Origin of the sequence: Aquirufa ecclesiirivi (genome assembly GCF_011250515.1) — a bacterium.
Lineage (GTDB): Bacteria > Bacteroidota > Bacteroidia > Cytophagales > Spirosomataceae > Aquirufa > Aquirufa ecclesiirivi.
This window is the reverse complement of sequence record NZ_JAANOP010000007.1, coordinates 78,011-89,859: the sequence shown is the minus strand read 5'-3', so window position 1 is coordinate 89,859 and position 11,849 is coordinate 78,011. Positions and strand designations below refer to the sequence as shown.

Here is an 11,849-nt window from a genome sequence, read left to right as displayed (position 1 = left end):
AATTTCAATTAAAACCCTGTAAAATCCTAATGGGTTTACCCTGATTTATGGCCTTATTCCAAAAAAACGATTCATTTTTTTTCGGAAGTTTAAATAGGCTAAAAGGGATTCAGGTGTAAATACATGTTCTTTAAACAGTCTTTTCCAATCTTCCAGCTGGAGTTTTTGAGGGGAATGTGCTGATGCTTTCCATAAATAAAAGCATCTTTTTAGAAATGAATGTTCATTTTCAGTGATTCCAATTAAAAGTAAATGGTATTCAAAAAGGATGGGCTTGATTAAATCTTGGTATTTGGCATGGGTATACTCATTGATTTTGGAATACATGAATATACGATTGTAAATGAATGCAGCAGATTTGTTACTATCCGTATAACTCATGCCACCTTCGTTTTTTCGATAAACAGACATGGTTTCTGGTAGGTAGGCGATAGGTCCCTCTTCGGCTAGAATGACGTAGAGAGGAATATCCCCACTTTTGGAATGAAAAAACCAATCGGGTAAGGTCTTGACTAGCTTTTTTCGCATCATGACACTGGCGGTTGCCATAAACCACGCTTCTCGTTCTTTTAATAAATCAGTTGATTGAATCCAAGGTGCTTGATCTTTAGGATTAATGAGTGATGGTTCTCTTCCTGTGCCATCTTCATAGATGATTTGGGCATTATGAAAACAGGCAGATGCTTCTGGGTGGCTATCTAAAAAATCCACTTGTTTTTGAAGTTTATCTGTGGAAGTCCAATAGTCATCTCCTTCAATATGTACGATATATTCCCCTTGGCAATCAAAAAAACAATGTAAGAAATTGACTTTTGCCCCTACGTTTTCTGGTCGGATATACGCTTTTATTTTATCAGGAAAACGGTCTGCATAGGTTTGTATGATGGAAGCCGTTTGATCAGGGGAGTGATCTTCTCCGATGATGATTTCAAAATCAAAATCTGTTTTTTGGTTCAGAATGTTGTCCAAACAAGTTTGGATATAATTTTCATGTTTATAGGTAATTAGGCAAACGGATACTTTGGGCTGTTTGGCCATATGAGGATTACCATAAAGCTGATGATTCAGGTAGCTAAAATCCATTATTTTTCTTCTAAAATAGCATAACCTACCCCGCTTTGACCGAAATGATTCCCATTGTAAAATAGAATGGTTTTTTCTTGATGGCGGATAACCAAGGGATATTCAATCATTTCATAATCCCAATCTTGCTCATGGTCACTCACATCGATACCAGCTAATCCATCTTGTCTATTCCAATGAATACCATCCTTTGATTCAGCATAATAGATGCGGTAAGAACGAGAGCGATTCGTGCGATAATCTGTACATGCCCTCGCTGAAAACCACATTTTATAGATGCCATTTTCAATTAAAACGGTAGGCCTTGATATTCCACCTTCTATTTCATCTCGGTAATCGATGGCAACTTGTCCTTTTCTGTCCCAGTTGATGCCATCCACAGATTCTGCGTATTTAATGTGGTAGCATGGCTCCATTAAATTGCCATCTGGAAGCCAGTGGGTACAATTTAAATACCACACTTTATAAATTCCTTGATCAAAAAGAAAGCAAGCTGATCCATTGAAAAATGGTTCAGTAGCAGTAGTGCTGATGATGGGTCCTTGGAATTTTTTAGTAAAATTTATCCCGTCCTTCGAGGTGGCTAAGCCCAGTGCATTGTGGTAAGGAATGGTATTTCTAACGGTCCAACCAATGTAGTAAAGCCATTTTTCTTCACCGTTTTGTAGGAACCATGTGGGCATGATACCACAATCATCAAAGGTTCCAGGAGCTCCTAAGCTTAAAATAGGCTCAGGATGAACGTATAATATGTTGGATAAATTATTGGAATCTAAATCAATGAAGGATGCTTGACAGCGCCCTTTAGAATCGCGGGCGGAATAATATAAACGGATTCGATCCGTGTAATGGGTGTCAGCACACACAACGTGTGCATATTTTTTTTGATTCCATTCAGATTGACCATCTGGACAAAAGAGTAATCCTTGCTTATTCCACCGCATAATTTTTCTTTGTTGTCCCGAAATTTCGGGACAACAAAGATACAAAGCTTTATCGGATAGTTGAAAATGTCGTAGGGTGCATGTAGATAGATTCTACTTTGTCGACAATTTTTCCATTCTTTTCTGATTCGTCGCGTGCTTTAATCCAATTGGGATCTTTTCTGAATTCGTCGAAAGAAGCTTTTCCGGCAGCTTCACTGTCGTGAGCTAGTAGATAGACTAAACGAGGTTGTACAGAAGGATCTTTTTCAATCGTTTTAAAATAGGCAATGTTCGTCATACCATGTTTTTTGAACAATTTGGTAGTATGATTTCTGAAACGAGCCAAGATGTTGTCGATATTATTAGGAGTTGCCGTATAAGTTCTTAATTCGATGGCGCGGTCAACACTCTTAGAAGAAGGTTTGATTTTTGGACTAAAATCGGTGGCCATCATGAATGTGCTTTCTACTTTAGCAACAATTTTACCTGATTCTTCAGATTTTCTGGCAACTTCTCTCCATTCTGGATCACGACCAAAACGCTTCCAAGAGCTATCACGCTCTACTTGATTTGGGTAGGATAAAATGTAGTAAAGAGCATTTTTTTCATTGTTGTTAGGAATCCAATAACCCACATTGGTCATACCATGTTTTTCAAAAATTTTGGTGGTATGGTTGGTGAAACGTTGGATTAAAGCGTCTAAGCGGCCAGGGTGGCAATAGTAAACGCGTAATTCGTAATAACGGCTGTCTGGTTTTTTTGCTATCATCTGAATGGAGATGAATAAAAGTAGGAGTGTAAATAATTTTTTCATAGGTTAATTTGGGGGTAAATGGTTGTCATGTGATGTTAAAATGCTTAATCTACTTAGTGATTGTATTAAGATTTGTCAATTGTGCTAAGATTTGTAACCTGTGCTTAGATTTGTAACCTGTGCTAAGATTTGTCAACTCTTGAAGAGTTGACAAATCTAATCTTCAAGTGTTAACAAAGCTAAGACAAAAGTATGAGTTGATATGAGATTCTTGTCCTGCTTTCTGATTATTTTAATCAACTCTATGATTTTTAGTTACCTAGGCGATTTGATAGAATTTTATGAACTACCATGAAAAGCATTTCAGGTTTAGCTGTACGCCAATTGGGTATTTGTAATGTCCCTCCAAAATTGATGTAATAATCGATTTTATATTTGTTCCATTCTTTTTCAATGAATTCAGGGAAACAAAGTCCTGCTATCCAACCATCTTCTACTTCTTCAAACCACTCAGCATAATAGTCATCTTCCCAAGAACCATGAAAATTAAAGACATTTTCACCTACAAGAATGAAGTATTTGATCCCCTCAGCTAATAAATGATCGATCACTCCACGTTTTAATAGCATGATATCATTGTGCAGGGTATCGTTCCATTCTCCCATCAATTCAATGATTGAAAATTGTAAGGAATAATCCGTGAAAAGTATTTTGCAATAGAGTGTTTCTGAGTCGATTTCGTCCCAAAGTGGGTGTATGTAATAGCTGTAAATAGTATGTATATATTCCGTATTGGAATATGTTCTCCCATAAAATGGAGATTTAGGGTCATGGGAAGCATTGTAGATAGATTCCCATTGATAGGAAGGTTCAATTTCTTGCATATCACTCGAAATAACAAAAAAAGGCTTGCGAGAGCAAGCCTTTTTAAACAATCAACCTAATAATTAAAGTTTATGGGCACTCTTGAAATTTCCTGAGAGGTCAAATTCAACTTTATACTTTTTATCCGCAACCGTAACGATTACTTCAATTTCATAAGCGGCACCATCTTTGCTGACAGAAACAGCCTTAGTTAATGTCCAGCCAGCATAAGTTTTATCTAGATAGGATATAGCTGCGGCGGGGATTTGATCTTTTGTGATAACCGTTAACGTGAAGTTGGCGGGGTTCGGATTGTCTTTGGGACCTTTTCCTGGATTGACAACAGCATTGAAATCTTTATCAAACATATAGGCTTGTGAATTTACGCCAACGGTTACCACTACATGGTAGTGAATGGCCACGTTATCTTTTTGAACTGAAAAGGCATTTTTCAATGTCCAGCCAACAGCGTTTTTATTTAAATAATCAATGATAGCTTGGGGAAGGGTTGTAATTTCAGTTTTTGTGATCTTGATGTCATCTTTACTTTCTTCTTTGCTAGAAAGAATTTTCCCGGTAGCATCGATCTTGAAATCCCAAACTTTACCATCCTTTTCAGCGTGAATATGGTAGGTAGCAAGCCCATTTCCATCTAAACGAAGTACCGCGTTTTTAAAAGTATATCCAGTAATAGCCGCCTGAACTGCAGCAGGAAGCTCCGTTAAAGCTAAATGACTTACTGCCGCTCCCATGCCTTTTCCTCCTTTTTCGCCTTTTTTGCCTTCTATTGTGGAAATCATAGCTCCCGTTTCATCAAACAAGATCGAATAGACGGTGGTATCTACTTTGATCTCAACTCGATACGTCACTGGAGTACCGGAAGTCTTTTTACCTGCATGAATGAAGGTATAGCCAGTATGTTTTTCCTTTAAGTAGGTGGTTATAGCCGCAGGTAAATCCGTTTCGGCAATTCGAGTAAATGCTTCTTTGATTTCTCCCGTTTTGTTTAATACCACTTGTGATTCCGTGTTACTAAGTACAATGTTTGCACCATACAAAGAATTACTTTGTAATACATAATAATCTACTTGGGCAGATGGGTAAGTGGTTGAAACAGTTGTTTTAACAGCCGTTGGAATGAAATTCTGGCTAACAAAGCCAGTGGCATCCGTTGTCGGATTCAATGCGTCTTCTTTTGAGCAACTTGCTAAGCCAATGGAGGCTACTAGGGCGAATGTAAGCAGAGATTTTTTCATAGGATTAATTTATATTTTGAGAGTTAAACGGTAAATGATTTCGTTTTCGTATCAAAAATATACGATGTGTCGTTACGCTCATGCAACCAATCGACCAATTGACGCATCTTGACTACCAATCATCACAATAAAATAAATAATTATAGTACCTTGTATTGCAAAGTACTATATGTTTACTACATTTGTCTATCAATAAATTAAACATCATGAAAAAGAAGGTTGTTGTTCTACTACTTGTTGGAGTGCTTTTTGCCTCAGATTCTTTTGCTTTGGGATTTCCTCATCGATTATTTCCTGCTAAAGTGTTAAAGAAGGCAGTAAGTCTAGTGATTCCAAAGGTTCAAAAATAGTTGGTAGCATCTTAGACGTTTGGCAATTATCCTAAATTTTGTCTTAAATTTGGATTGCTATATTTAACGTCAATCCCCATGATTTTATCGTTTATTGATTGGAATCCCGATCCAACTATCTTTGAACTGTTCGGTTTTCCTGTTCGTTGGTACGGACTTTGTTTTGCCATGGCTTTTCTAGCAGGCTTTCAGGTATTAAGTTTTATTTTTAAGAAAGAGGGTAGACCTGTTGAACAAGCGGATCATTTATTGATTTATGCTATGGTGGCTACCGTGATTGGGGCTCGTGTTGGACATTATTTCTTCTATGAATTCCCTCTATTACAAGCGGATCCTATTCGGTTTTTCACACAAATGATTATTCCACCTTATTCGGGTTTGGCATCCCATGGAGCAGGAATCGGGCTTTTTACTGCATTTTATTTATATACCAAAAAATACCCTGGTCAATCCTATTTATACGTAACAGACCGCGTAGTTCCCACTGTAGCTTTAGGCGGATTTTTTATACGTATGGGTAACTTAATGAATTCAGAAATTGTAGGAAAACCTACGGATTTACCTTGGGGATTCAAGTTTTATCGAGATACCGAGTTTAATTCCATGGGAACTGCCGAGGTATTAGCCAGACATCCATCCCAACTGTACGAGGCTTTATCTTGCTTGCTTTTATTTTTCATTGTCATGTGGTTTTGGTCCAAGAAAAAAGAGAAAACGCAGGAAGGCTTAATCACGGGCTGGTTTATGATTGCTTTATTTGCACTACGCTTTTTCTATGAGTTTTTTAAAGAGAATCAAAGCGAGTTTGAAAATTACATGACCCTAAACATGGGGCAAATTTTGTCGATACCAGCGATGCTTTTTGGAGTAGCCGTATTACTCTATGCCAAAAAAAATCCGGCACCTTAACAATTAGAACTTTATTCATGAAGAAGCTGACTTAATTCCAAAAGGTCAGCTTTTTTTAATGTCGCATGTATGGAGGCTCTAGCAATGGCGGGATCGTTCCATTTAGGATAAGAAAATTGATTCATTTTAAATCCATGCGCCTCTAATCTTTGGATGATATTTTCATTATCGGTGCAAAAAGAAGGATGACCTACGGCCCAGTTGATGGATGTATCATCCAGCTGGGATTGAAAAAAGTTGATGTGTTCTAGCAATTTCTCCCTTTGTTCTTCATATGCTTCTTGAGCATTCAAACAAGCAAAACAAAATGCCAAATTGGGCGGGGAGCTTCCAATCCACATGGGATCTTTTTTAATTTCTTCAATCTGATCTTTTGGACCAAGAATAATACCTGCCGGAATTCCGTAAGCTTTTGATAAAGAGGCGGTTTGTATGATGGTTGCTGAACTGTTTATTTGAATATTCTGAACGCCTATTCGATGAGATTCGTCTACTAAGAGATACTGATCAGGATGTAATTCTTTGGCCCATTCAAAATCAAATAATTCAGCCAAGGGAGTTCTGATTCCATCCGTTCCTAAGATCTTAACTTGCTCCACTATCCCATTCTGAATCCATGTCTGCCGACTACCTTCCCAAGGAGCATGAAGAAACGTGGTGATAGCTGGGTGGCTGTGCGGGGCAAGAGAGTAGGTAGCTTGAGGGAATTGTTTGAGCAAAAACTGAAGGGCTATTTGTCCAGCAGCAAAGCCCGATGAGCAAAGTGCTGCCGCTTCATGACCCAATTTTTTCGCCAATACATGTTCTAAATCATCCCATACTGAAAACTGGATATTATTTTTCCGGGAACTTCCCCAGTTTTGAGGGAAAAGGTCAATCCCTTTTTTTAGTTGTTCATTAAATAAAGGATGCTCACCAATTCCTAAATAATTGGTTCCACCTAGCCATCGATATGGCTTTCCATCCAAGTATATAATTCGACCAGGAATGGAATCCGCAAAATGCATAAAATTAGCCATGCTGAATTAATTTTGCTCCTGTTCCTCCTTCTTTGGCATAAATGACATGCCCAAAATCGATACGTATTCCTTGTGAAATGTTATCTTCCACTAATAAGCATCCATCCATATCCACAAAATCCAAAAGTGGCAATAATTGGGCAATGGCCGAGCAACCAATCGTAGATTCGGTCATGCAACCTACCATGATTTTTAAACCTAAATTTCGGCCTTGATGAATCATCCGTAAAGCGGGCGTGATGCCACCACATTTCATCAATTTGATGTTAATACCATGAAAATATTCGGCACATAGGGCAACATCTGATTCAGTTATGCAACTTTCATCGGCGATGATCGGTAATGCAGATTCCTTTTTCAAACGTTTCATTCCTTCCCAATGATCTGCCTTGAGCGGCTGTTCTATGAACTCCACTCCTAAAGCTTTTAATTTAGGCGCATATTCTAAGGTTTGTTCGACCGTCCAAGCGGTATTGGCATCTACCCGAAAAACAGCATCTGTTTCTTTTCGGAGTGCTTCAATAATTTCAATATCCTGATTTGTACCTAGTTTAATTTTATATAAAGGAAAAGGCATTTCCTTCATTTTTGCCACCATGACGTCGATCGAATCCATACCAATCGTATAATCGGTGATGGGATTATGTGAAATGTCCAAGCCCCATAATTGGTACAAGGCCTTGTCATGTGTTTTACCCCATAAATCCCAATAGGCTACATCCAAAGCACACAAGGCAAAGGGATGGTCATCTAACAAGGTTTTGGACATCATTTTCCAGAAATCATTGGGATGGGGGAGTATGTCGCTAGGTAAAAAAGAACGAATACTTTCTAGCTGCGAAACCATTTTTTCCATGGTGACCCCATAATAGGGTGTTTCTGTGGCCTCTCCATAGCCACTTTTTCCATGCCAGGTTAACTCCACAATGAGCGTTGGTTGCACATCCCTAGATTCATGCGTGATGGTGAAGGTATGCTTCAGTGGCAAATCAAAGGTATGTAGGTGCAATTCCATAGCTACAAAGGAAAATAGATTAATACTTCACTCGTATCATTCGCTTTTTGCCAAGCTAAAGCATCAGCATGCTGCCAATGGACTAAGTCGCCAGAACCATTATGTTTCAAGACTTGGGCTTGTTGCTCACTTGTCCATTGAATAGGAATCCAATGGTCTAAATTAGCTAATGGGGCTGGCAGACCTGTAATTTTAACTTGAGGAAAAGGAGTTTTTTGATCTTGTAACCAAGATAAAAAATAAATAGAAAAACACACCAAAGTGGAGATAGGATTTCCTGGGAAGGCGAAAATTACTTTGCCATCTGCTCGACTTCCTACCCACAAAGGTTTACCCGGTTTTTGAGCAATCTTATGGAATTTGGCTTCAAAACCTAAGTCCTTTAAAATGCCAGGAATATAATCTTTCTTTCCTGCGGAAACTCCACCAGATAGCAATAGAATATCACTTTTTACCAAGCTAGTCGTCAATGCTTGGTGGATAATTGTTGGATCATCCGGTAAATGATGGTGTTGGGATGCTATTCCTACATGCTTTAATGCCGATTGCATCATGATGGAATTGGAACTTCTAATTTGATGATCTAAAGGTGTAGCTTCTATTGGAACCAATTCATCTCCTGTTGAAAAAACATGAATTTCACCCAATCTTTCAATCCACAATTTGGAATAACCGATGCTGGCAGCAATGGCAATATGGTTGGCTTTTAAACGTGTTCCTTTTTTTAAAATGACTTGTCCTTGAAGGATATCACTTCCTCTTTGGTGAATAAAATTTCCTATATCAATGCTTTCGTTTTTGCAGCTAACCCACCTTTCTCCTTCTTTTTCAACAAATTCTAGGTCTTCTACTTTAATCACCGCTACGGCATTTTTAGGAAGTGGAGAACCTGTCATGATTTCCCAGGCAGCATTGGGGTCAACTAAGGTTTTTTGAACTTCGCCAGCATAGGCTGTTCCTTCTACTTTCCATGCTCGGTTGTTCACATTACCAATGGCTATACCATCCATCATCACCCGGTCGAAAGGAGGGAAGTCGCGATCTGCTACTAAATCTTCCATTAAAATACCTCCCAAACAATCGATCAGTGGAACTTGTACTTTTTGTATTGGAACGGGTATATCTTGTAATATTTGAAAAGCTTCTTGGGGTTTTAACATATCTTTTTAGTGGGCTGAATCTATAAATTTCTAAAAAAATCGATGAAATGACTCAATAGATGTATTTTTGTTTTTAATAAGTAACGATATGGCAGCAGAATTTTCACATTTGGACGCTCAAAATCAACCCGGCATGGTGGATGTAGGCGCGAAAAATACGACCACGAGAGAAGCGAAAGCTCAATCCATCGTCTATTTGGGGGCGGATATCATCCAGCATTTCGAAGCAGCGGGTTGGCAAAATAAAAAGGGGAGTATCTTACAAACAGCCATCATTGCAGGAACTATGGCGGCTAAAAGAACTGGCGACTTGATTCCGCTTTGTCACCCTTTGGGCTTAGATGCTTGTTCTTTTGATATGGATGTTCAAGCTGAAGAAATCATCATCAACTGTACTTGTCGACTGCATGCCAAAACGGGTGTTGAAATGGAAGCATTGGTGGGTGCTAGTGTTGCTGCATTAACCATTTACGACATGTGCAAATCTGTTTCCAAAGGTTTGGTTATTCGAGAAACAAAATTATTGTCGAAGTCAGGCGGTAAATCAGATTTTCTAGCCTAATATGTCGTCACACCACATCATCCGAGATAAGCAAGAACCCGCCTTAATCATTGCAAATGGAGAGGCATGTTCAATCGATCTTTTAGAGCAGTTGCTAGAATGGTCTCCTACAGTCATCGTCTTGGATGGTGCCTTGGAGCGAGTGGTGGAATTGGGAATTAAAGTGGATGTTTGGTTAGGAGATTTTGATCGGTCGTTTAGTTCAGGAAATAATTACGATGATTATCCCTTGAAGAAAATTCATACGCCAGATCAAAATAAGACCGATTTAGAAAAGGCTTTTGACTATTTAATCGAGGAGGGCTACCCCAGTGTGAATGTAGTTTGGGCTACTGGAAAACGTATGGATCACACGCTCAATAATTTTCATTCCATGGCCAAATACGGTCGAGATTTGAAAATAGTAATGATTGACGACTATTCGGTCAGTTATTTATTGCCACCCGTATTTGAAAAGTGGTATCCAGAGGGCACATCCATTTCATTGATGCCTTTGGCGGAGGCAAAACAAATTTCCAGTTCGGGATTGTTGTATGAATTAGATTGTTTGGATCTGTGTATAGGCCAAAGAACGGGCTCAAGCAATGTGACAAAAGCGGATGGGATGGTGAAAATCACCTACGAAAGCGGTCAATTGCTCCTGATGGAGTGCCACGATTAATCTTCTTTTTTTGCATTTTTTGGACGCATTTTATCTTCTGCTGGATTTTGGGCGGGCTGATAAAAAGTAGGGATTCCATCCCATTCGGGCATGTAATTTTGGGCAACCCAATGTCCGGGGTAATTGTGAGGGTATTTATAATCAGCTCCATAATTCAGCTCTTTCATGAGTTTAGTAGGGGCATTTCTTAAATGTAAGGGAACGGGTAAATTCCCTGTTTTTTCTACAAAAGCTAAGGCTTCATCAATGGCCAAATAGGCTGAATTGCTTTTGGGGGAATTGGCTAAATAAATAACGGCTTGTGAGAGGATAATGCGGGACTCTGGATTACCAATAACCCGTATGGAATCAAAACAAGCTTGGGCTAATAATAATGCATTGGGATTTGCTAAACCAATGTCTTCGGAAGCCAAAATAAGTAATCGTCGACCAATAAATTCCAAGGATTCTCCGCCTTGAAGCATCCTAGCTAACCAATATACTGCTGCATTGGCATCTGAACCTCGAATGGATTTAATAAAGGCCGAAATGATATCGTAATGCTGTTCTCCGTCTTTATCGTACAAAGCCAGGTTTTTTTGTAACCTTTCTGTAACTAAAGCATTGGTGATGTTCAATGTATTTGAATTAGCCGAACTCACCAATAATTCAAACAAGTTGTATAATTTCCTGCCATCTCCGCCTGAAAAATGGTAGAGAGCATCAGTTTCTTCAAGCGTGATTTCTTTGCCTTTAAAAAGCGGATCTACTTGTATGGCTTTTTGCAGCATGTGAACCATGTGGCTTTCAAGCAGCGGTTGTAATACATACACTTGGCAACGAGAGAGCAAAGCGGAAATCACTTCAAAAGAAGGGTTTTCGGTAGTGGCGCCAATCAGTGTTACGATTCCTTTTTCGACAGCACCTAATAAAGAATCTTGTTGGGATTTAGAAAAGCGGTGAATCTCATCGATAAAAAGGATGGGAGAATTGGCTTCAAACATCCTGTTTTTCTTGGCAAGTTCTAAGGTTTCACGTACCTCTTTGACACCAGAAGATACCGCAGAAAGCGTATAGATTGTCCTTTTTAAGGCAGTGGCTAATAATGCAGCTAAGGTGGTTTTACCAACACCTGGAGGTCCCCACAAGATACAAGAAGGTAAATGTCCGGCATCAATAGCCCTTCGAAGGGGACCTTGGGGTCCCATCAAATGTTCTTGTCCAATATAGTCCTCCAGTAAGGAAGGACGCATTCGTTCGGCGAGCGGTTGCATAGAATTCGAAGTTACGCTTTTTAACTAAAACCCGAGA

General features: G+C 39.0%; 13 protein-coding genes. 4 read left to right on the top strand and 9 right to left on the bottom strand.

Going from position 1 to position 11,849, the window contains the following annotated elements; translation table 11 throughout:
- Positions 1-45 precede the first annotated feature (45 nt).
- The 5 genes from G9H65_RS10210 to G9H65_RS10190 all read right to left on the bottom strand — a co-directional run bounded on the left by G9H65_RS10210 (position 46) and on the right by G9H65_RS10190 (position 4,883).
- Positions 46-1,083 (bottom strand): glycosyltransferase family 2 protein, encoded by a 1,038-nt coding sequence (locus tag G9H65_RS10210; protein WP_166375246.1) that lies wholly within the window; start codon positions 1,081-1,083, stop codon positions 46-48.
- Positions 1,083-2,027: a glycoside hydrolase family protein gene (locus tag G9H65_RS10205; RefSeq protein ID WP_166375245.1), complete on the bottom strand. Its 945-nt coding sequence runs from the start codon at positions 2,025-2,027 to the stop codon at positions 1,083-1,085. Before G9H65_RS10205 ends, G9H65_RS10210 begins: the two co-directional genes overlap by 1 nt.
- A gap of 49 nt (positions 2,028-2,076) precedes the next feature.
- Positions 2,077-2,823 carry an NIPSNAP family protein gene (locus G9H65_RS10200; protein ID WP_166375244.1) on the bottom strand — a complete coding sequence of 249 codons (747 nt, stop codon included), beginning with the start codon at positions 2,821-2,823 and terminating at the stop codon, positions 2,077-2,079.
- 251 nt (positions 2,824-3,074) lie between these two features.
- The gene (locus G9H65_RS10195; protein WP_166375243.1) at positions 3,075-3,647 is read right to left on the bottom strand and encodes a hypothetical protein; all 573 of its coding nucleotides are present in this window, start codon (positions 3,645-3,647) and stop codon (positions 3,075-3,077) included.
- Positions 3,648-3,710: 63 nt separating this feature from the next.
- The gene (locus G9H65_RS10190; protein ID WP_166375242.1) at positions 3,711-4,883 is read right to left on the bottom strand and encodes a PepSY domain-containing protein; all 1,173 of its coding nucleotides are present in this window, start codon (positions 4,881-4,883) and stop codon (positions 3,711-3,713) included.
- A 206-nt stretch (positions 4,884-5,089) separates the two neighbouring features.
- Here G9H65_RS10190 and G9H65_RS10185 point away from each other — a divergent pair, with 206 nt between their 5' ends.
- Together G9H65_RS10185 and lgt are read left to right on the top strand one after the other, a co-directional pair.
- A complete protein-coding gene (locus tag G9H65_RS10185; RefSeq protein WP_166375241.1) occupies positions 5,090-5,233 on the top strand; it encodes a hypothetical protein in 144 nt (47 codons plus the stop codon).
- A 78-nt stretch (positions 5,234-5,311) separates the two neighbouring features.
- Positions 5,312-6,142 carry a prolipoprotein diacylglyceryl transferase gene (gene lgt / locus G9H65_RS10180; RefSeq protein WP_205753296.1) on the top strand — a complete coding sequence of 277 codons (831 nt, stop codon included), beginning with the start codon at positions 5,312-5,314 and terminating at the stop codon, positions 6,140-6,142.
- Positions 6,143-6,153: 11 nt separating this feature from the next.
- On the opposite strand, the gene G9H65_RS10175 is transcribed toward lgt, so the two are convergent.
- From G9H65_RS10175 to G9H65_RS10165, 3 genes are read right to left on the bottom strand one after another with little or no spacing between them, the layout of a single operon-like run.
- Positions 6,154-7,161, bottom strand: a complete 1,008-nt coding sequence (locus G9H65_RS10175; RefSeq protein WP_166375240.1) for an aminotransferase class I/II-fold pyridoxal phosphate-dependent enzyme — start codon at positions 7,159-7,161, stop codon at positions 6,154-6,156.
- A complete protein-coding gene (locus G9H65_RS10170) occupies positions 7,154-8,176 on the bottom strand; it encodes a dipeptide epimerase (protein ID WP_166375239.1) in 1,023 nt (340 codons plus the stop codon). Before G9H65_RS10170 ends, G9H65_RS10175 begins: the two co-directional genes overlap by 8 nt.
- A gap of 2 nt (positions 8,177-8,178) precedes the next feature.
- Positions 8,179-9,336, bottom strand: coding sequence for a molybdopterin molybdotransferase MoeA (locus G9H65_RS10165; RefSeq protein ID WP_166375238.1), 1,158 nt, complete (start codon positions 9,334-9,336; stop codon positions 8,179-8,181).
- Positions 9,337-9,424: 88 nt separating this feature from the next.
- Here G9H65_RS10165 and moaC point away from each other — a divergent pair, with 88 nt between their 5' ends.
- Both moaC and G9H65_RS10155 read left to right on the top strand, forming a co-directional pair.
- Entirely contained in the window at positions 9,425-9,898 is a 474-nt protein-coding gene (gene moaC / locus G9H65_RS10160; RefSeq protein WP_166375237.1) for a cyclic pyranopterin monophosphate synthase MoaC, read from the top strand.
- A 1-nt stretch (position 9,899) separates the two neighbouring features.
- Positions 9,900-10,559, top strand: coding sequence for a thiamine diphosphokinase (locus G9H65_RS10155; protein ID WP_166375236.1), 660 nt, complete (start codon positions 9,900-9,902; stop codon positions 10,557-10,559).
- On the opposite strand, the gene G9H65_RS10150 is transcribed toward G9H65_RS10155, so the two are convergent.
- Positions 10,556-11,812: a replication-associated recombination protein A gene (locus tag G9H65_RS10150; protein WP_166375235.1), complete on the bottom strand. Its 1,257-nt coding sequence runs from the start codon at positions 11,810-11,812 to the stop codon at positions 10,556-10,558. The genes G9H65_RS10155 and G9H65_RS10150 overlap by 4 nt on opposite strands.
- Positions 11,813-11,849 lie beyond the last annotated feature (37 nt).

Coding starts and splice junctions, on each gene's coding strand:
- G9H65_RS10150 (WP_166375235.1), bottom strand. CDS start 11,812: ATGCAACCGCTCGCCGAACGAATGCGTCCTTCCTTACTGGAGGACTAT.
- G9H65_RS10175 (WP_166375240.1), bottom strand. CDS start 7,161: ATGGCTAATTTTATGCATTTTGCGGATTCCATTCCTGGTCGAATTATA.
- G9H65_RS10190 (WP_166375242.1), bottom strand. CDS start 4,883: ATGAAAAAATCTCTGCTTACATTCGCCCTAGTAGCCTCCATTGGCTTA.
- moaC (WP_166375237.1), top strand. CDS start 9,425: ATGGCAGCAGAATTTTCACATTTGGACGCTCAAAATCAACCCGGCATG.
- G9H65_RS10165 (WP_166375238.1), bottom strand. CDS start 9,336: ATGTTAAAACCCCAAGAAGCTTTTCAAATATTACAAGATATACCCGTT.
- G9H65_RS10155 (WP_166375236.1), top strand. CDS start 9,900: ATGTCGTCACACCACATCATCCGAGATAAGCAAGAACCCGCCTTAATC.
- lgt (WP_205753296.1), top strand. CDS start 5,312: ATGATTTTATCGTTTATTGATTGGAATCCCGATCCAACTATCTTTGAA.
- G9H65_RS10210 (WP_166375246.1), bottom strand. CDS start 1,083: ATGGATTTTAGCTACCTGAATCATCAGCTTTATGGTAATCCTCATATG.
- G9H65_RS10200 (WP_166375244.1), bottom strand. CDS start 2,823: ATGAAAAAATTATTTACACTCCTACTTTTATTCATCTCCATTCAGATG.
- G9H65_RS10205 (WP_166375245.1), bottom strand. CDS start 2,027: ATGCGGTGGAATAAGCAAGGATTACTCTTTTGTCCAGATGGTCAATCT.
- G9H65_RS10185 (WP_166375241.1), top strand. CDS start 5,090: ATGAAAAAGAAGGTTGTTGTTCTACTACTTGTTGGAGTGCTTTTTGCC.
- G9H65_RS10170 (WP_166375239.1), bottom strand. CDS start 8,176: ATGGAATTGCACCTACATACCTTTGATTTGCCACTGAAGCATACCTTC.
- G9H65_RS10195 (WP_166375243.1), bottom strand. CDS start 3,647: ATGCAAGAAATTGAACCTTCCTATCAATGGGAATCTATCTACAATGCT.